This window comes from Actinomadura sp. NPDC048032 (assembly GCF_040653175.1).
GTDB classification, from domain to species: Bacteria; Actinomycetota; Actinomycetes; order Streptosporangiales; family Streptosporangiaceae; genus Spirillospora; species Spirillospora verrucosospora.
The window spans coordinates 1-17,403 of the sequence record NZ_JBEZJP010000141.1 but is presented as its reverse complement, the minus strand read 5'-3'; the positions used below and the strand labels follow the sequence as shown (position 1 = coordinate 17,403).

The following is a 17,403-nucleotide window of genomic DNA, read 5'->3' as shown; positions in this document are numbered from 1 at the left end:
GCCAGCTCCTCACCGCCGAGCAGGAGGTCGACCTCGCCAAGCGCATCGAGGCCGGCCTGTACGCCGAGCACAAGCTGGAGGCCGAGGACCTCTCCCCCGCCATGCGCGCCGACCTGGAATGGGTCGCCGCCGACGGCCGCCGCGCCAAGGCCCACATGCTGGAGGCCAACCTCCGGCTCGTGGTGTCGGTCGCCAAGAAGTACTCCGACCGCGGCCTGTCGCTGCTGGACGTCGTCCAGGAGGGCAACCTCGGCCTGATCCGCGCCGTGGAGAAGTTCGACTACTCCAAGGGCTACAAGTTCTCCACCTACGCGATGTGGTGGATCCGCCAGGCGATCCAGCGCGGCTTCGCCGACTCGGCCCGCACGATCCGGCTGCCCGTCCACGTCCTGGAGATGCTCAGCAAGCTGAGCCGCGTCGAGCGCGACATGCACCAGCGCCTCGGCCGCGAGCCCACCCCCGAGGAGCTGGCCGCCGAGCTGGACAAGAGCCCCGAGCAGGTCCGCGAGCTGCTGCGCACCAGCCGGCAGCCGATCAGCCTGGACTCCACCATCGGCGAGGACGGCGAGACCCGCATCGGCGACCTCATCGAGGACACCGACAGCCCCGAGGCGTCGGAGCTGGTGGACCGCCAGCTCATGGCCGACCAGCTGCGCCGCACCCTCGACATCCTGTCCCCCCGCGAAGCCAAGATCATGGCGATGCGGTTCGGGCTGTACGACGGGACGCCGCGCACCCTGGACGAGATCGGCAAGGCCCTCGGCCTGACCCGCGAGCGGATCCGGCAGCTGGAGAAGGAGTCGCTGTCCAAGCTGCGGCACCCCAGCAACGCCCGCCCGCTGCTCGACTTCGCCGTCTGACCACCCGCCGGGCACGGCACGCGAAGGGCCCGCGGGACCGTCACGGTCCCGCGGGCCCTCGCGCGTCGCGCGGCGGCGGTCAGCAGCCCCGGACGGCGAACGCCAGGAACTGCGTGACCTCGCGCTGGTCGAAGTTGTCGTCGGAGCCGGCCACCAGCGTGCACTCCCCCGACCTCAGGCGCGGCCCCCACGCCAGCGCCTCCAGGTTCTGCGCGGGATCGGCGTAGCGGCCGAGGTCGGCGACGAGGCGCTTGCGCGCCGGACGGAACCGCCCGCCCTGGTCGAGCCGGTCGCGGCGCAGCACGTCCGTGGCGCCCCGCACGTCGAACTCGTACAGCCGGACCTTGTATCCGACGCCTTCCAGCCAGGAGCGCTCCAGCGCCAGGAACCGGTGGTCCCCGGCGGCGAGGATCTCCGAGACGCCGCTGTCGGCGGCGCCGGTGGGCGGCTTCGGCGCGACCGGGAGGCGGTCGACGGGGTAGGCGTACTGGGCCGTCACTCGCCCGGCCCGGTCCCACAGGGTGAGGCGGGACATGGCGCCGTGCCGCACGGTCGGCGGCTCCCCGTCCTCGTACCGGGGGCCCTCCGCCATCGCCGCGACGCCGTGCGGAGTGAACGTCAGCGCCTCGAAGCCGGCGTTGCGGCGCGGCCCCCGGTGCTCGGCGGTCAGCCGCAGCGACCGCGGAAGGGCCAGCTCACCGGCGTACCGGCCGTCGCGTCCGGCCCACCGCAGCGACATCGGCGCCAGGGGAATGCCCTCGTGCGCCTCGTCCGGGCGGTCGCCCTCGTTGCCCCACAGGACGCGCCGGGACCGCGGGTCGAAGCGGATCGTCTCCGGGTCGACCGACCCCGGCTTGCCGAATCCCGGGTAGGGGCGGCCGTCCGGGTCCCGCAGCGTGGACACCCCGGTGAGCCGGACCCCGGTGAACGCGCCGGTCGCGGGGTCGATGTCCAGACGGCCGGTGTAGAACCGGGCCGGGTCGTAGCGCCACCGGTCATCGGAGACCAGGTACCAGGTCCCGGTGCGCGGGTCGCGGTCGATGCCCGACAGCCCGCCGACCGTGGTGCCCTTGAACTTCGCCATGTGGGGAAGCCGCCGCTCCCCCAGGAAACGCGTGATCCGCAACTCCCGCGCCGCGGCCGCGGGCCGGGCCCCGTCCGCGGCCTGCGCGCGGACCGGTCCGTCCACGGTCGCGGCGCCCGCCACCGCCGCCACTACCGCGGCCGTCGCCGCCGCCCCGCGCCATATCGTCCTGTACCCGTTCACGTTGCCGCCGTCACCCTTCGCGTCCGACCGAGTGCGCTGCGTCGCGCACGCGGCCAGTATCCTTCATCACGGCGGGTGACGGCGGCGTTTCCTCAGTCGGCGCGGCGGAACTCCAGGATGGCCACGCCCATCAGCCCCAAGCCCATGCCGAGGACGAGGACGATCTCCAGCCAGATCGGGACCACCCAGCCGCCCCAGGTGACGCCCGGGTCGAACGTCCGCAGCAGCTGCGGCGAGACGTCCAGGTGGGAGAACACCGCGTGCCGCAGCGGGTCGACGGCGTAGGTGAGCGGGTTGAACCGGGTCAGCACGGTCAGCCACGCCGGGAGGCCGTTCAGCGGGTACAGGGCCCCGGAAAGGAACATCATCGGCATCATCGCCATCTGCATGAGGCCGAAGAACGACTGCATGCTGTTGATCCGCGCGGCCATCATGACGCCGAACCCGGTGAGCGCGAACGCCCCGACGAACATCAGCCCGAGCAGCTCCAGCAGCAGGCCCGGGTCGTAGGGGACGCCGGCGAGGCCCGCCAGCGACACGATCACCGCGCCCTGCACGGTCGCCACCAGGGCGCCGCCGACGCACTTGCCGACGACGATCGCGGCGCGGCTGACCGGTGCGACGAGCATCTCGCGCAGGAACCCGAACTCGCGGTCCCACACGATCGACCCGGCGGAGAACATCGCGGTGAACATCACCGACATCGCGCACACGCCGGGGAAGATGAACGTCTTCAGGTCGACCGACCCCGCGGGGCCGCCGCTGCGGGCCATGAGGTTGGACAGCCCGGTGCCCATGACCAGGAGCCACAGCACCGGCTGGACGAGCCCGGACACCATCCGCAGCTTGTCGCGCCAGAACCGGATCAGCTCCCGGTGCAGGACGATCTTCACGGCGCGCAGGTCCTGCCGCAGGCCGCGCTCGGGCACCCTGACCCGGACGACCTCGGCGCCCGCCGCCCTCTCGGCCGTGCTCGCCATCGTCACCTCACCTCCTCATCGCGCGCATCGCGACGCGCATCCCGTCGGTCGCCGAGGCCTCGGCGTCGCGGATGGTGGTGCCGGTGAACGACATGAACACGTCGTCCAGGGACGGCCGCGCCACGTTCACCGACCTGATCGGCACGCCCAGCTCGGCGAACAGCCGCGGGACGAACGCCTCGCCGGAGGCCACCGAGAACGCGACCGCGCCCTCCGACACGACGGCCTCCAGCCCGAACCGGTCCTTCAGCGCGGCGATCGCGGCCTCGTCGTCGGCGGTCTGGATGCGGACCCGGTCCTCGCCGACGCCGGCCTTGAGCGCCTCGGGGGTGTCCAGCGCCACGATCCGCCCCGAGTCCATGATCGCGATGCGCCCGCAGTACTCGGCCTCGTCCATGTAGTGCGTCGTCATGAAGATCGTGATCTCCTCGGCGGCCTGCAGGTGCCGGATGTACTCCCAGATCGACGCCCGGGTCTGGGGGTCCAGGCCGACGGTCGGCTCGTCCAGGAACAGCACCCGCGGGGAGTGCAGCAGGCCGCGCGCGATCTCCAGGCGGCGCTTCATCCCGCCCGAGTAGGTCTGCACCAGGTCGCCGCGCCGGTCCCACAGGTTGACCATCTCCAGCACCTGCCGGATGCGGTCGGCCGTCACCGAGCGCGGCACCCCGTACAGCTCGGCGTGGAAGCGCAGGTTCTGCTCGCCCGACAGGTAGCCGTCGAGCGTCGGGTCCTGGAACACCAGCCCGATGTTGCGGCGGACGTCGTCGCGCTCGCGCACCACGTCGTACCCGGCGACCCGCGCGCCGCCGCCGCTCGGGCGCAGCAGCGTGCACAGCATGTTGATCGTCGTGGACTTGCCCGCGCCGTTCGGGCCGAGGAAACCGAAGATCTCCCCTGGCCGCACGGTGAAGTCGATTCCCCGCACGGCCTCCACGTCACCGAACCTCTTGGTCAGGCCGTCGACCTCGACGGCCGGTCCCCCGTCCGGCATGGGGGCCTCCCTCCGCATGGAGCGAACACCCATATTTTGGGCCACCCAACGGTAGGGATAACCTATTTCTCAGGTCAAGAGAAATAAGACCGGCCAAGAACCCCCAGGGAGCAGTCGTGGAGGACCGGCCCGATCCCCTGTCCGCGTCGCCCACCTACCTGCTGTTCGAGACGGGACGGCTGGTGCGCCGCACCTCCGCCCGGATGCTCCCCGACGGGTCGAGGCTGCCCCACCTGCTGGTGCTCGGGTGCGTGGCGCGGCACGGGCCGCTGTCGCAGCGCCAGGTCGCCGAACGGCTGCGCATGGACGCCGGCGACCTCGTGGGCATCGTCGACGCGCTGGAGACGGCCGGCCATGTCCGGCGCCACCGCGACCCCGGCGACCGGCGCCGGTACGCGCTCGACGCCACCGAGGACGGGCGGCTGTTCCTCGGCGCGTGCCAGGACGACCGCGCCCGCCTGGACGAGGCGCTGTTCGAGGCGCTGTCGCCCGACGAGACCGACCTGCTCAAGGAGCTGCTGCTGCGGGTCCTCGCCCACCACGACGAGCGGTTCGCCGCCCCGGACGAGGAGCCGGCCCGCCGGAACGGGACGGGTCAGCGGGCCGCCGCCGGGATCGCGAGCGGCAGCACGGCCTCGTCGTAGCGGCGCAGGACCAGCCGGGCGGCCGCGCCGTGCGCGCCGAGCGGCGCGGCGACCGCGTCGGCGCCGCAGGCCCGCATCCGGTCATGGAACCGGCCGGGCGCCAGCAGGTAGGACGCCACGGCGATCCGGCGGGCGCCGCGCCCGCGCAGCCCCGCGACGACCTCGTCCAGCGGCGGTCCGCCCGCCGCGACGAAGCCGTGCGGGACGGGCCGCCCGAGCCGCCGCGCCAGCAGCCGGGCGGCCGCGCGCACGTCGGCGGCGCCCGCCGGGTCGGCGGACCCCGCCGCGCCGAGGACGACCGCGTCCCGGCGGTCCGGCGAGATCCGGTCCTCCTCGGCCAGCCGGGCGGCCAGCGCCCCGGCCAGCAGCGCGTCCGGGCCGAGCGGCCGGGACGTCACCGCCCCCGGCAGCAGGCGGCCCGCCCGGCCGGGGACGTCGACCAGGGCGTGGTACCCGCGCGCCAGCAGCAGCGGGACCACGACCACCGGGACGCCGCGCAGCCCCTCCGCCGCCTCCTCCAGCGACGGCTCGGACAGCTCGCCGTACGCCTCGGCCACCCGCAGGCCCGGGCGCATCGCCCGGACCCGGTCCAGCAGCGCCCGCACCACCGCGGGCCCCGCCGGGTCCCTCGTGCCGTGCGCCACCGCGAGCAGCGCGGGCGGCGTGCCTCCGGCCTCAGCCACCGGCGCCCGCCGGGAGCCGGTCGGCGATCCGCGGGTCGCACGCCAGCCGGTACCCGCGCTTGACGACGGTCTCGACGATGCCGGGCCGGCCGAGACCGCGCCGCAGCCGTGCCACCGCCATCTCCACCGCGTGCTCGTCGGCCTGCGGGCGGGCGTCCCGCGGCCGCGCCTCCCGCGCCCAGGCCTCCCTGATGCCGGGCGCGACGGCGAGCCGGCCCGGCAGCACCCCGCACAGCTCCGCCCGCGACACCACGTGCCCGGGGCGCCGCGCGAGGGCCCGCAGGATCGCCATGGGCGCGGGCGCGATGGGCCTCAACTGGCCGTCCAGGACGACGGCGTGCCCGCGCAGCTCCAGCGAGAAGCCCCGTACCGACAGCCGCCGCGACCGCCGCCGCGGCAGGTCGGCGACCAGCGCCCGCACCAGCGCGCCGAGCCGGGCGCGTTCCGGCTGGACGGTCGGGACGCCGCGCTCGGTGAGGGCCTGCGCGGTGACCGGGCCGACGCACGCCGCCACGACATGGGTGCGCAGGGCCTCCAGCAGGGCCTCCTCCAGGTCGTCCTCGGCGGCGACCGCGAGCGTCGCGGCGACCGCCGGAGCGCTGGTGAAGGTGATCGCGTCGATGGTGCCCGCGACCGCCTGCCCGACGAGCCGGCGCAGCTGCGTGGAGTCCTCGGACCGCGACCAGCGGTACACCGGGATCTCGATCACCTCGGCGCCGGCCGCGCGCAGGGCCGCGATCACCTCCGGCTGGCGCTCCCCGTACAGCTGCACGGCCACGCGCGCCCCGGCCGGCTCCCGGTCCAGCAGGTGCCGGATCACCTCGGCGCACTCCTCCGAGTCCGGTGACCAGCGCTCCTGCAGGCCCGCGGACCGGATCGCGCCGCGCGCCTTCGGGCCCCGCGCCAGGATGTCGGTCTCGGCCAGGCGGCCGATGAGCGCCTCGCGCATGCCGTGCCCGTCGGCCGCCTCCAGCCACGCCCGGAAACCGATCCCGGTCGTGACCACGACGTGGTCCAGGGGCCCGGACAGGCACGCCCGGGTGGCCTCCAGCAGCTCGGCGTCGTCGGCGAGCGGGACCAGGCGGATGGCGGGCGCCAGCACGACCCTCGCCCCGCGCCGCTCCAGCAGCGTCGCGAGCTCCTCGTGGCGCCGGGCCGCGGTCACGCCGACGGCGAACCCGGCCAGCGGCTCACTGCCGGTGCTCATCGGTGAGCGCCACCTCCACCCGGTCCCCGGAGCGGCGGACCGGGAAGGTCGGCAGCGCCACCCGCGGGTCGTCCAGGCACGCCCCGGTCCGCAGGTCGAACACCTGCTTGTACATGGGGGACGCGACGGTCGGCGCCTCGTCCCTGGTGCCGAGGATCCCCCGCGACATCACGTAGGCGCCGCTGAACGGGTCGAGGTTCGACAGCGCGTACAGGCCGCCGTCGAAGGTCCGGAAGATCGCCACCTGCGTCCCGTCCACCATCGCGCAGGCGCCCCGCTCGGGGGTCAGGCCGGCGTAGGAGCAGATGTCGAACCAGCGGGCCGCGGGCCGGCCCGCCCGCTCCCTGACGATCGTCGCTTCGGGTGTCGTGGTCATCGCGCGGCAACCTCCTGGCGGGGAACTGTCCGATGGTCCGATACTCGGAAGGGGCGGTTTCGCGGTTGGGTCTCCTTTGTCACCGCCGTGTTAAAAGGGGCTCACCTCGCGCCGGGTGCGGCGCCGTCCCCCTCGGCGGGCAGGGGCCGCAGCCGGACGGCGCACACCTTGAACTCCGGCATCCGCGAGACCGGGTCCAGCGCGGGGTTGGTGAGCAGGTTCGCGCGGCCCTCCCCCGCCCAGTGGAACGGAATGAAGACGGTGTCGGAGCGGATCGAGCCGGTCAGCCGCGCGGTCACGGTGGCCGCGCCCCGGCGGCTCTCCACCCGCACGCCGGCGCCGTCCTCGATGCCGAGGCGCCCGGCCAGGTCGGGGTGCAACTCGACGAACGGCCCCGGCGCCGCCTCGGCCAGCCGCCGGACGCGCCGGGTCTGCGCGCCCGACTGGTACTGGGCGAGGACGCGCCCGGTGGTCAGGTACACCGGGTAGTCGGCGTCGACGTCCTCGGCGGCGCCGCGGTGCTCGACGGGGACGAACCGCGCCCGCCCGTCGGGGGTGGGGAAGCGGTCCAGGTAGGGCCTCGGCGTTCCGGGGTGGTCCGGCGACGGGCAGGGCCAGAACACCCCGCCCTCGGCCTCGATCCGCTCGTAGGTGATGCCGGAGTAGTCGGCGGGGCCGCCCGCGCTCGCGCGGCGCAGCTCCCCGAACACCGCCCGCGGGTCGGTGCTCCACTCCCCCGGCGCCCTGAGCCGCTCGGCGAGCGCGGCGAGGATCTCCAGGTCGGTGCGCACGCCGCCCGGCGGGCGGACGGCGCGGCGACGCCGCAGCACCCGGCCCTCCAGGTTCGTCATCGTCCCCGACTCCTCGGCCCACTGCGCGGTCGGCAGGACGACGTCGGCGCGCCGCGCGGTCTCCGACGGCACGAAGTCCGCCACCACGAGCAGGTCGAGCGCGCCGAGCCGCTCCTGCACGGCCGCGGCGCGGGGCGCCGACACGACGGGGTTGGACCCGAACAGCAGCAGCGCCTTCGGGCCGTCCTCGGTGCCGAGCGCCGACAACAGCTCGTAGGCCGACCGTCCCGGCCCCGGCAGGGCGCCGGGGTCGACGCCCCAGACCCCGGCGACGTGCGCGCGGGCCTGCGGGTCGTCGATCCTGCGGTAGCCGGGCAGCTGGTCGGCCTTCTGGCCGTGCTCGCGCCCGCCCTGCCCGTTGCCCTGCCCCGTCAGGCACCCGTACCCGGAGCCCTCGCGGCCCGGCAGCCCGAGCGCGAGGGCCAGGTTGATGAAGGAGCTGACGGTGTCGGTGCCGCGCGCGTGCTGCTCGGACCCCCGCGCCGTGAGGACGTGGGCGCGGGAGGCCCGGGCCAGCAGCCGGACGGCCTCGCGCATCAGCGGCACGGGCACGCCGGTGATGCGCTCGGCGCGGTCGGGCCAGTAGGCGTTGGCGACCGTCCGGACGGCGTCGAACCCGGTGGTGCGGGCCGCGATGTACTCCTCGTCGGCCAGGCCCTCGGCGAGCGCCAGGTGCAGCAGCCCGTTGGCGAGCGCGATGTCGGTGCCGGGCGTCGGCTGCAGGTGCAGGTCGGCCTGGCGGGCGGTGGCGGTGCGGCGCGGGTCCACGACGACGAGGGCGCCGCCGCCCTCGCGCATCCGCGCCAGGTGCCGCATGAACGGCGGCATCGTCTCGGCCGGGTTGCCGCCCGCGAGCAGGACCGCGCCGGACGCCGCGAGGTCGGTGACCGGGCCCGGCAGGCCGCGGTCCAGGCCGAACGCCCGCCCGGACGCGGCGGCCGCCGACGACATGCAGAAGCGCCCGTTGTAGTCGATCTGGGAGGTGCCGAGCGCGATCCGCGCGAACTTGCCGAGCTGGTACGCCTTCTCGTTGGTCAGCCCGCCGCCGCCGAACACCGCGACGGCGTCCGGCCCGTGCCGCTCGCGCAGCCGCCCGACCTCCGCGGTGACGCGGTCGAGCGCCTCGTCCCAGCCGCACGGCTCCAGCGGCGCGTCCCGGTCCCGGCGCATCAGCGGCGCGGTCAGCCGGTCGGGGACGGTGAGCACCTCGGCCGCCGTCCACCCCTTCTGGCAGAGCCCCCCGCCGTTGGCCGGCACGTCGTCGCGCGGCGTCACCCGCAGGGGCTCCGCACCGCCGTCGTGCAGCGTCATGCCGCACTGCAGGGCGCAGTACGGGCAGTGCGTGGGAGTCTCGGCCATCCGCCGAGAGTCGGCGCGCCCGGTTTCACCGGCGAGTCCCGCGCGTGACCCCGGCGTTAAATGCCCTTCACCCCCGCGCGCCCGGCGATGTCAAGGAGTCGGGCCCGCGGAACCGCGACACGCCTTGACGAACGCGTGTCAAGCGTTGTCGATCCCTGTCATGGCCTATTCGTTGCCTTTTGCCCGGTTGCCGAACGGATTCGCGGTGCTCCGGCGATCTCGCGGACGGATGCGGCCGCCGTCCCGGGACGGCCGGAACCGGTCCGGGGTGATCACGCTTAACCTCGGAGCATGCCCGACCTTGCCTACTACGCCTCCCTGCCGCGGGCCCGCGGCGCCGCGGCCGCCCTGCTGCTGGACGACCTGGGGCGGGTGCTGCTGGTCAAGCCCACCTACAGCGAGGGCTGGTTCCTGCCCGGCGGGGTGATCGAGGCCGACGAGTCCCCGCTGTCGGCGTGCGTGCGCGAATGCGAGGAGGAGCTCGGCCTGGTCCCCCGGCTGCACGGCCTGGCCTGCGTCGACTGGGGATCGCCGCGCGACGACGGCGTCGACGCGGTCAACGTCTTCGTGTTCGGCGGCACCATCACCGGCGAGGAGATCGCGGCGATCCGGCTGCCCCCTGAGGAGCTGTCGGACCACATCCTCGTGGCACCGGAGAAGGTCCCCGAACTCGCGCCGCCGCACGTGTCGCGCCGGATGGAGCCCAGCCTGCGGGCCATGGCCGCCGGCAGCGCCGTCTACCTGGAGGACGGCCGCGAGCAGGCGTTCGGGACCGCCCGCGCCTGAACCGGGCCGGGCGGTCGCTCCGGCGCCCCGCCCGCACCCGCGACACGGCCCCACCCGTATCGCGGCTGGAGCCGCACCGCGCCTATCTCCGCAGCGCTCTACACCGACACGGCGTCCTGGATCGTGCGGGCGCGCTCCGGCTCCGCGGCATGGGCGCAGTGGGCGCAGCAGTAGAAGTGCCCGCCCACGTCCACGCCGTGCCCCATGATGCGGCACTGGCAGTGCTCGCAGATCGGCGCCATCTTGGTGACCGCGCACTCGAACGAGTCGAACGTGTGCACCTGGCCCTGCGCGTGCACCTCGAACGCCATCGCGTACTCGTTCCCGCAGACCTCGCAGGTTCCCATCGTCACGTCTCCGTTCCCCCGCCGCCTCCCCCTGGGTGCCTACCCGGGCGCGCCCGGGTCTACCCCGCACCTCACAGCGGGCGGGACACGCTGTGCAGCGGAGTTATCACTGCCGTATGACCGGTCACACACGGGCGAAACCCCGGATTCCTACGGTCGGGCCGTCCGAGCGACCCAAGGAGACCCCCTGATGACCGCCACGACCGAAGCCGCGCGCGCCGAGCGCACCCGTCCGCCGAAGGGCCGGTGGATCGACGACTGGCGCCCCGAGGACCCCGCCTTCTGGGCCGCCGGAGGCTCCCGGACGGCCCGCCGCAACCTCGTGTTCTCGATCTTCTCCGAGCACATCGGGTTCTCGGTGTGGACGCTGTGGTCGGTGCTGGTGCTGTTCCTCGGCCCCGCCTACGGCGTCGACCCGGCCGGCAAGTTCACCCTCACCGCCGTCCCGGCGCTCATCGGGGCGGCGCTGCGCATCCCCTACACCCTCGCCGTCGCCCGCTTCGGCGGCCGCAACTGGACGATCTTCAGCGCCGCGCTGCTGCTCGTCCCCGCGGTGCTGGCCGCCGTCCTCATCGAGCCGGGCGTCTCGTTCACCACGCTGCTGGTGCTGGCGGCCGTCGCGGGCGTCGGCGGCGGCAACTTCGCGTCCTCGATGGCCAACATCAACGCGTTCTACCCGCAGCGCCTCAAGGGCTGGGCCCTCGGGATCAACGCGGGCGGCGGCAACCTCGGCGTCGCCGTCGTCCAGCTCGTCGGGCTGGCCGTCCTCGCCACCGCCGGCAAGGACCACCCCGGCCTCGTCGCGGGCGTCTACATCCCGTTCATCGTCCTCGCCGCCCTCGGCGCCGCCCTCGCCATGGACAACCTCGCGCACGCCCGCAACGACGGGCGGGCCATGCGCGACGTCTGCCGGGACGGCCACACCTGGATCATGTCGGTGCTCTACATCGGCACCTTCGGGTCGTTCATCGGGTTCGGCTTCGCGTTCGGGCAGGTCCTGCAGGTGCAGTTCGCGGCCGAGTTCGACACGCCGATCAAGGCCGCCTACCTGACGTTCCTCGGCCCCGCGCTCGGGTCGCTGATCCGCCCCGGCGGCGGGTGGCTCGCCGACCGGCTCGGCGGCGCCAAGGTCACCTTCGCGACCTTCGTGGCGATGGCCGTCTCGGCGGCCCTCGTGCTCACCGCCTCGCGGCTCGGGTCGCTCGGGCTGTTCCTCACCGGCTTCGTGCTGCTGTTCGCCTTCAGCGGCCTCGGCAACGGCTCCACCTACAAGATGATCCCGGCGATCTTCAGGGCGAAGGCGCACGACGGCGTCGCGGACGGCGGGGACCCGGACGCCGCCGAGCACGAGGCCCGCCGCCTGTCCGGCGCGCTGATCGGCATCGCGGGCGCCGTCGGCGCGTTCGGCGGCGTCCTGGTCAACATCGCGTTCCGGCAGTCGTTCCTGACCTACGGGACCGGCGACGGCGCGTACATCGCGTTCATCGCCTTCTACGCCGTGTGCTGCGCGCTCACCTGGCTGGTCTACCTGCGGGCCCGCCCGGGGAGGCCGGCGGGCGTCTGACGGCGGACTGCCGGCCCGAGCGCCGCCGCCGCGCCCGGCCGGGCCCCTCCCCGGGGTCCGGCCACCGCGGCGAGCGGCCCGAGGAGCGCAGCACCGCCTCCCACGCGTCCCCCGGCTCCAGCGGCAGGTGCGGGACGCCCCAGTGCCACGCCGGCACCAGCAGGTCAGGGTCGCGCGGCCGGTAGTCGGCCCCGATCGCGCGGGCCATGTCCCAGGCGTGCAGGTGCCACTCCACGCACGCCGCGCCCGCGTGGTCGCCGACCGTGTACTTGGTGCCCCGGTAGATCAGGTGCGTCCGGTCCCACATGTCGGGCATGAGGTCGGCGTACGCCCCCGCCGACACCCCGAACGCCAGGATCCGCTCCGGGCCGGGCTCGGGCGGCAGCACCGCCAGCTCGGCCGCGTTCTGCCGCGCCTGCTGCCTGATCAGCACCGCCGTGGCCGCGTCCTGCGCGAACAGCTTCGCCAGCCGGCTGTCGGGCGCGTCCTGGAGGTACTCCAGGAAGTTCTCCGCGACGCACCGCAGGTGCCCCGCGAGGTCGATCAGCTGCCAGTCGGCGCAGGGAGTCGGCACGTCCCAGTCGGCGACGGTCTCCGCCAGGGCGATGATCGCCTTCACGCCGTCCTGGTAGGACTCCAGTACGCGGCACCGGTCCGGCGGCGTGCGCTCCACGTGACATCCCCCAACGTCCAGAGCACCCTGTGCCCTCCCCGCCGGGACGCGCAGGCGCGAACGTGCGGCGCGAGCACCCCCGGCGTTCCCCGGAGAGGGCAGACTCTCAAAGTTCGGTGGCCCGTGCCACCCGGTGACGCCGTGTCGCCGCGTGCCCGCGGCGGCTCACACGCGGGTGGCGGGCCGCGTCCTGAAGCTCAGCCGGTGCGCCTCGCGCGCCGTGCGCAGGCGGTCGACCTCGTCGGTCCACGGGCGCACCGCCGGGCGCGCCTTGGCCTTGCGGTAGGCGATCTCGGCGGCGCGGCGTGTCTTGGCGTCCTGCGCGGGCGTCGAGTACACCTTCGGCCCCATCGCGACCCGCTCGGCCGCCTCGGCGGCGGCGAGCACGGCCGTCATCGCCCGGTCGAACGCGACCGTCAGCTCCCCCAGCTCCGGCTCGGCGGCGCCGGACGCCTGCGCGTCGCGCAGCGCCCGCTCCGCGTCGCCCGCCGCCGCGAGCCTGTCGTCGTACTCGGCGGCCAGCCGCTGGTCGGCCTCGTACGGCTCGGCGACGTCCTTGCTCACCCGGCGGCCCAGCGGCATGGCGGTACTCCCTCGACGGTCGTGCAGTGTTCGATCGAGGTAAGCGTACGCGGGGTCCCGGCGTGTTGCGGCGGCGGACACCCGGCTTCGGCCCTTTACGTAGTAAGGTCTGTCCTCATGGTCAGGCAGCCCAGCATCAACGCCCAGAACCGCGCCCCCCTGTCCACCGAGCGGATCGTCGAGGCGGCCCTGCGCATCGTGGACGGCCAGGGACTCGGCCGCCTCACCATGCGCCGCCTCGGCGACGCGCTGGAGGTCGAGGCGATGGCGATCTACCACCACCTCCCCCGCGGCAAGGAGCAGCTCCTGGACGGCCTGGTCGCGCACGTCGCGGCCGCCCCGGCCGACACGTCCGCCTCCGGGCGCTGGCAGGACGTCCTGCGGGCATGGGCGGACGGCTACCGCGAGCGCCTGCTGGCCCACGCGGGCGTCCTCCCCCTGGTCGTCACCCGCCGCAACCCGGCCGCGCTCGCCGCCACCCTCGCGTCGCTGCGGGAGGTGCTGCGCCGCGGCGGCGTCGCCGAGGACGCCGCGGCCGTCGCCGCGCACACCCTGCTCGGCTACGTGATCGGCCACGCGGCCCTCGAGGTGCGCGGCACCGCCGAGGACGGTGCCGCCGCCCGGATCGCCTCCGGCGAGGACGGCGCGGTCGACTGGGACGCCCGCTTCCGCGCGGGCCTCGGCGTCGTCCTCGGCGGCGTGCGCTAGAACCGGTCAGTCCTCGATGAGGATGACCTCCAGGTGCCGGGGGCCGTGGGCGCCCTCGACCCGCGCCGCCTCGATGCCGTAGGTGGCGGACGGCCCGCTGATCCACGTCAGCGGGCGCGCCGGGTCGAGCCGCCCGACCGCCTCCGGGACCGTGCCGACGATCTGGTCGGCGTGCACCACGCACAGGTGGTAGCCGGGGACGAGGGTGAGCGCCCGCCTGCCCTGCGCCCGGCCGCCGTCCAGGACGACCGTGCCCGTCTGCGCGACGGCCACCGCGCACCCGGTGACGACGCCGTCCGACGCGGCGAGGGTCTCGAGGTCGACCGCCGGGGCGTCGGCCAGGGCCCGCACGCCGTCCAGCTCGGCGAGCCACCCGAAGGGCAGGTCGGCGGGGACGACGATCTGCTTGACCTCACGCCCCCACAGCGCGGCCGCCACGGCCGTGCCCGCCTCGTCCGCGCCGACGTGCCGGACCGCCGCGCGGTTGTCGGCGACCCGCTCGGTGAACAGCGCGAGGACGTCGGCCCTGGTCTCGGCGTCGGTCGCGGCCGGCCGCCGGGCGTAGCCGCGCGGAACCGGCGGGCGCGGGCCGCGGGCACCGCCGAGCGCCTCGCGGACCCGGCGCAGCACCTCCTCGCGCGAGCTCATGCCCGCGTCCTGTCCCACCAGCCGCGGAAGCTCTCGGCCGGCGGCGCGGGCAGGTCGCGGGCCTCGGTCCACTTGCCGAGCAGGCCCGGGAGGCGGCGGATCCGCCCGCCGCGCGACAGCAGCCGCGCCCAGCGTGCGCCGCGCCGCACCGCCGCCTCGTGGCGGCGCGGATCGCCGAGCGTCCAGGCGAGGCCGCGCATCAGCGCCATCTCGGGCGTCGGGACCGGGCGCCTCCGGCGCGACTCCACCACCTTCCCCCGCAGGTGCACCAGCAGGTCCGGGATGTCGATCTTCACGGGGCAGACGTCGGCGCACGCGCCGCAGAGCGTGGACGCGTAGGGCAGGGACGCGTCGGCGGCGCTCTCCACGCCCCGCGTCAGCGGGGTGAGCACCGCGCCGATCGGGCCGGGGTGGACGGGGCCGTAGGGGCGCCCGCCCGTCCGCTCGTAGACGGGGCAGACGTTCAGGCAGGCCGAGCAGCGGATGCAGCGCAGGGCGGCGCGGCCGACCTCGTCGGCGAGCGCGCGGGTGCGGCCGTTGTCGAGCAGGACGAGGTGGAAGGCGCGCGGCCCGTCGTCCGGCGTCACGCCCGTCCACGTCGAGACGTACGGGGTCATCCGGTCGCCGGTCGACGAGCGCGGCAGGAGCTGGAGGAACACCTCCATGTCATCCCATGTCGGGACGACCTTGTCGATACCGGCGACACTGATCAGCGTCTCCGGGAGCGTCAGGCACATCCGCGCGTTGCCCTCCGACTCCAGCAGGACCAGGGTGCCGGTCTCGGCCACCAGGAAGTTCGCGCCGGTGACCGCGACGCGGGCGCGCAGGAAGCGGTCGCGCAGGTGGGCGCGGGCGGCGGCGGCCAGCGCCTCGGGATCGTCGGCCGGGCCCGGCCCGGCGGCCGGGACCGCGCGCCGGAACACCTCCGCGATCTCCGCGCGGTCGCGGTGCGCGGCCGGGGACAGCAGGTGGGACGGCGCGTCCTCGCCGAGCTGCACCGCCATCTCGGCGACGCCGGTCTCGCGGACGGTCACGCCCGCGCGGGCCAGCGCGTCGTTCAGGCCGATCTCCCGCGTCGTCGCGGACGCGGCCTTGACGACCTCCCTGGCGCCCGTCGCGCGGACCAGGCCGGTGACGACGCGGCGCGCCTCCGCCGCGTCCGCCGCCCAGTGCACGGTGCCGCCCGACTCGGTGACGGCCCGCTCCAGCTCCTCCAGATGGGCGTCCAGGTCGAGCAGCGCGCCGTCCTTGATCGCTCGTCCGGCCTCGCGCAGGTGCTCCCAGTCGGCGGCCTCGGCCGCCGCGGCGGCCTCCCGCTCCCGCAGCGCGGCCGTCGCGCCGCGCAGGTTGCGGCGCAGCCGCGTGTCGGCCAGTTCCGGCCGTGCGGCGGCGGCGAACTTCGGCCTCGGCGCCGGGACGGGTCCGCTCCTGCCGGAGGACGGCGGCGTCCCCGGAGAGGAGGCCGTCACACCGGCCCCGTCTCCGCGAGGATCTCCGCCAGGTGCATCGTCCGGACGCCGCCGCGCAGCCGCGACAGCGCGCCGCCGATGTGGGCCAGGCACGAGTCGTCGACCGCGCAGACCACGTCCGCCCCGGTGGCGCGGACGTGCCGGACCTTGTCGGCCACCATCGCGACCGACACGTCCGCGTTCTTCATCGCGAACGCGCCGCCGAACCCGCAGCACTCCCCCGCGGACGGCAGCTCCACGAGGTCCAGGCCCCGCACCGCGCGCAGCAGCCGCACCGGCCGGTCGCCGACGCCGAGAGTGCGCAGGGACCGGCAGGACGGGTGGTAGGTGACCCGGTGCGGGAAGTACGCGCCCACGTCGGTGATCCCGAGGACGTCGACGAGGAACTCCGTCAGCTCGTAGACGGCGAGGCCCTCGGCGGCGCGGGCCAGGCCGGGGTCGCGGGCCGTACGGGCGATCTTCGGGTAGTCGGCGCGGACGGTCGCGGCGCACGACGCCGACGGCGCCACCACGACCTCGCAGCCCTCGAACGCGGCCGCGTGGGAGCGGGCGAGCCCGGCCGCCTCGCGGTGGTAGCCGGCCGTCCAGTGGAACTGGCCGCAGCACGTCTGCCCCGGCGGGAACGCCACCTCGTGCCCGAGCCGCTCCAGCAGCACGGTCACGGCCTTCGCGGTGCCGGGGAACAGCACGTCCTCGAAGCACGCGACGGACAGCGCGACCCGCACCGGCCTCACTCCCCCCGCCCCCGCAGAGCCCGTTCCCCCGCCGAACATCGTAGGGGTTTCAGCCTCCGGCGGCGTGTCGTTCTTCGTCCGTTATCGCGCGGGAGGCACGCTACTGCGTGGCGCCCCGGGAGTGGGAGGGATCACACCCGACCGGTACTCCGGAACCAATGGACAACCGTCCCAACGGGCTATGGCCGGTGGGGGCGAACCACTCCACACTTGGGTGCGTCAGAACAGGAAAGCACCACGACCGACCAGTAGTTGAGACCGGAGGCACGCCATGTGCCCGCACCAGCCGCCTTGTCCCTCCCACAACGCACCCGACCGCGACGCCGCCCGCACGCTGGCCTCGCACCCCGAACAGGGGTGGAGCCTGCTGTGCAACGGGGTCGTGCTGTTCGAGGACACCGGTGAGCTGCTGCCCGACGGGGGAGTCATCGCGCCGCACCGGCCGACGGACGCGCAGGCCACGTCCGCCGCTTGAGCGGTCTCCACGGGGGACTAGTTCAAACGGGTGATCATCCTCGGGGGCACGCCCGCCCACGACCGGTCTCTGGGCCCGCACCGGGCCCGGAGTGACTCTACCGCCGGCCCGTCCGCACCCCGCCTGCATCCGATCCCCGAGGCGACCGCGTACGTGACGTGCGCCGTCGACGGGCCGGAGGACGCGCACGACGCGGTCC

19 protein-coding genes are annotated in these 17,403 nt (G+C 75.0%); 6 read left to right on the top strand and 13 right to left on the bottom strand.

All coding sequences use genetic code 11. The features are described from left to right. Positions 1–860: RNA polymerase sigma factor (locus AB0C69_RS20015; RefSeq protein WP_360355508.1), on the top strand; the 860-nt coding region annotated here is incomplete at its 5' end. A gap of 79 nt (positions 861–939) precedes the next feature. Here the strand turns inward: AB0C69_RS20015 and AB0C69_RS20010 are convergent. The 3 genes from AB0C69_RS20010 to AB0C69_RS20000 all read right to left on the bottom strand — a co-directional run bounded on the left by AB0C69_RS20010 (position 940) and on the right by AB0C69_RS20000 (position 4,098). Next, positions 940–2,127, bottom strand: coding sequence for an esterase-like activity of phytase family protein (locus tag AB0C69_RS20010; RefSeq protein WP_360355505.1), 1,188 nt, complete (start codon positions 2,125–2,127; stop codon positions 940–942). A gap of 92 nt (positions 2,128–2,219) precedes the next feature. After that, complete coding sequence (locus AB0C69_RS20005) at positions 2,220–3,107, bottom strand: ABC transporter permease (RefSeq protein ID WP_345183920.1); 888 nt, start codon at positions 3,105–3,107, stop codon at positions 2,220–2,222. Between the two features lie 7 nt (positions 3,108–3,114). Then, a complete protein-coding gene (locus AB0C69_RS20000) occupies positions 3,115–4,098 on the bottom strand; it encodes an ATP-binding cassette domain-containing protein (RefSeq protein WP_353835576.1) in 984 nt (327 codons plus the stop codon). Positions 4,099–4,214: 116 nt separating this feature from the next. Here AB0C69_RS20000 and AB0C69_RS19995 point away from each other — a divergent pair, with 116 nt between their 5' ends. Continuing rightward, complete coding sequence (locus AB0C69_RS19995; protein ID WP_360355502.1) at positions 4,215–4,742, top strand: MarR family transcriptional regulator; 528 nt, start codon at positions 4,215–4,217, stop codon at positions 4,740–4,742. On the opposite strand, the gene AB0C69_RS19990 is transcribed toward AB0C69_RS19995, so the two are convergent. The 4 genes from AB0C69_RS19990 to AB0C69_RS19975 all read right to left on the bottom strand — a co-directional run bounded on the left by AB0C69_RS19990 (position 4,694) and on the right by AB0C69_RS19975 (position 9,218). Next, positions 4,694–5,425, bottom strand: coding sequence for a CbiX/SirB N-terminal domain-containing protein (locus tag AB0C69_RS19990; protein WP_360355499.1), 732 nt, complete (start codon positions 5,423–5,425; stop codon positions 4,694–4,696). The genes AB0C69_RS19995 and AB0C69_RS19990 overlap by 49 nt on opposite strands. After that, entirely contained in the window at positions 5,418–6,632 is a 1,215-nt protein-coding gene (locus tag AB0C69_RS19985) for a uroporphyrinogen-III synthase (protein ID WP_360355496.1), read from the bottom strand. Before AB0C69_RS19985 ends, AB0C69_RS19990 begins: the two co-directional genes overlap by 8 nt. Continuing rightward, on the bottom strand, positions 6,616–7,008 hold the full coding sequence (gene nirD / locus AB0C69_RS19980; protein WP_360355493.1) for a nitrite reductase small subunit NirD: 393 nt from the start codon (positions 7,006–7,008) through the stop codon (positions 6,616–6,618). Before nirD ends, AB0C69_RS19985 begins: the two co-directional genes overlap by 17 nt. A gap of 101 nt (positions 7,009–7,109) precedes the next feature. Continuing rightward, entirely contained in the window at positions 7,110–9,218 is a 2,109-nt protein-coding gene (locus AB0C69_RS19975) for a molybdopterin oxidoreductase family protein (RefSeq protein WP_360355491.1), read from the bottom strand. Between the two features lie 291 nt (positions 9,219–9,509). Between AB0C69_RS19975 and AB0C69_RS19970 the strand changes: the two genes are divergently transcribed. Beyond that, positions 9,510–10,004 (top strand): NUDIX domain-containing protein, encoded by a 495-nt coding sequence (locus AB0C69_RS19970; RefSeq protein WP_353835621.1) that lies wholly within the window; start codon positions 9,510–9,512, stop codon positions 10,002–10,004. A gap of 98 nt (positions 10,005–10,102) precedes the next feature. Here AB0C69_RS19970 and AB0C69_RS19965 read toward each other — a convergent pair whose 3' ends face one another. Next, positions 10,103–10,351: a hypothetical protein gene (locus tag AB0C69_RS19965; protein WP_345183963.1), complete on the bottom strand. Its 249-nt coding sequence runs from the start codon at positions 10,349–10,351 to the stop codon at positions 10,103–10,105. 190 nt (positions 10,352–10,541) lie between these two features. Here AB0C69_RS19965 and AB0C69_RS19960 point away from each other — a divergent pair, with 190 nt between their 5' ends. Then, complete coding sequence (locus tag AB0C69_RS19960; protein ID WP_360355488.1) at positions 10,542–11,915, top strand: nitrate/nitrite transporter; 1,374 nt, start codon at positions 10,542–10,544, stop codon at positions 11,913–11,915. Here the strand turns inward: AB0C69_RS19960 and AB0C69_RS19955 are convergent. After that, complete coding sequence (locus AB0C69_RS19955; RefSeq protein WP_345183940.1) at positions 11,863–12,588, bottom strand: maleylpyruvate isomerase N-terminal domain-containing protein; 726 nt, start codon at positions 12,586–12,588, stop codon at positions 11,863–11,865. The two genes, AB0C69_RS19960 and AB0C69_RS19955, sit on opposite strands and share 53 nt — an antisense overlap. A gap of 165 nt (positions 12,589–12,753) precedes the next feature. Beyond that, complete coding sequence (locus tag AB0C69_RS19950; RefSeq protein WP_360355486.1) at positions 12,754–13,170, bottom strand: plectin; 417 nt, start codon at positions 13,168–13,170, stop codon at positions 12,754–12,756. A 117-nt stretch (positions 13,171–13,287) separates the two neighbouring features. Between AB0C69_RS19950 and AB0C69_RS19945 the strand changes: the two genes are divergently transcribed. After that, positions 13,288–13,878, top strand: coding sequence for a TetR/AcrR family transcriptional regulator C-terminal domain-containing protein (locus AB0C69_RS19945; protein ID WP_360355483.1), 591 nt, complete (start codon positions 13,288–13,290; stop codon positions 13,876–13,878). Between the two features lie 6 nt (positions 13,879–13,884). Here the strand turns inward: AB0C69_RS19945 and AB0C69_RS19940 are convergent, their stop codons facing one another. The 3 genes from AB0C69_RS19940 to AB0C69_RS19930 all read right to left on the bottom strand — a co-directional run bounded on the left by AB0C69_RS19940 (position 13,885) and on the right by AB0C69_RS19930 (position 16,720). Then, entirely contained in the window at positions 13,885–14,526 is a 642-nt protein-coding gene (locus AB0C69_RS19940) for an LUD domain-containing protein (RefSeq protein WP_360355480.1), read from the bottom strand. Next, positions 14,523–15,899 (bottom strand): lactate utilization protein B, encoded by a 1,377-nt coding sequence (locus AB0C69_RS19935; RefSeq protein WP_360355511.1) that lies wholly within the window; start codon positions 15,897–15,899, stop codon positions 14,523–14,525. Before AB0C69_RS19935 ends, AB0C69_RS19940 begins: the two co-directional genes overlap by 4 nt. A 92-nt stretch (positions 15,900–15,991) precedes the next feature. Then, positions 15,992–16,720, bottom strand: coding sequence for a (Fe-S)-binding protein (locus AB0C69_RS19930; RefSeq protein WP_345183948.1), 729 nt, complete (start codon positions 16,718–16,720; stop codon positions 15,992–15,994). 280 nt (positions 16,721–17,000) lie between these two features. Here AB0C69_RS19930 and AB0C69_RS19925 point away from each other — a divergent pair, with 280 nt between their 5' ends. Continuing rightward, complete coding sequence (locus AB0C69_RS19925; protein WP_345183950.1) at positions 17,001–17,204, top strand: DUF5999 family protein; 204 nt, start codon at positions 17,001–17,003, stop codon at positions 17,202–17,204. The last annotated feature ends 199 nt before the right edge of the window (positions 17,205–17,403 follow it).

Bases quoted from the DNA above. Each gene is read 5' to 3' on its own strand.
- AB0C69_RS19960 (WP_360355488.1), top strand. From the start codon at position 10,542: ATGACCGCCACGACCGAAGCCGCGCGCGCCGAGCGCACCCGTCCGCCG.
- AB0C69_RS20005 (WP_345183920.1), bottom strand. From the start codon at position 3,107: ATGGCGAGCACGGCCGAGAGGGCGGCGGGCGCCGAGGTCGTCCGGGTC.
- AB0C69_RS19945 (WP_360355483.1), top strand. From the start codon at position 13,288: ATGGTCAGGCAGCCCAGCATCAACGCCCAGAACCGCGCCCCCCTGTCC.
- AB0C69_RS19925 (WP_345183950.1), top strand. From the start codon at position 17,001: ATGTGCCCGCACCAGCCGCCTTGTCCCTCCCACAACGCACCCGACCGC.
- AB0C69_RS20000 (WP_353835576.1), bottom strand. From the start codon at position 4,098: ATGCCGGACGGGGGACCGGCCGTCGAGGTCGACGGCCTGACCAAGAGG.
- AB0C69_RS19985 (WP_360355496.1), bottom strand. From the start codon at position 6,632: ATGAGCACCGGCAGTGAGCCGCTGGCCGGGTTCGCCGTCGGCGTGACC.
- AB0C69_RS19965 (WP_345183963.1), bottom strand. From the start codon at position 10,351: ATGGGAACCTGCGAGGTCTGCGGGAACGAGTACGCGATGGCGTTCGAG.
- AB0C69_RS19940 (WP_360355480.1), bottom strand. From the start codon at position 14,526: ATGAGCTCGCGCGAGGAGGTGCTGCGCCGGGTCCGCGAGGCGCTCGGC.
- AB0C69_RS19950 (WP_360355486.1), bottom strand. From the start codon at position 13,170: ATGCCGCTGGGCCGCCGGGTGAGCAAGGACGTCGCCGAGCCGTACGAG.
- nirD (WP_360355493.1), bottom strand. From the start codon at position 7,008: ATGACCACGACACCCGAAGCGACGATCGTCAGGGAGCGGGCGGGCCGG.
- AB0C69_RS19970 (WP_353835621.1), top strand. From the start codon at position 9,510: ATGCCCGACCTTGCCTACTACGCCTCCCTGCCGCGGGCCCGCGGCGCC.
- AB0C69_RS19975 (WP_360355491.1), bottom strand. From the start codon at position 9,218: ATGGCCGAGACTCCCACGCACTGCCCGTACTGCGCCCTGCAGTGCGGC.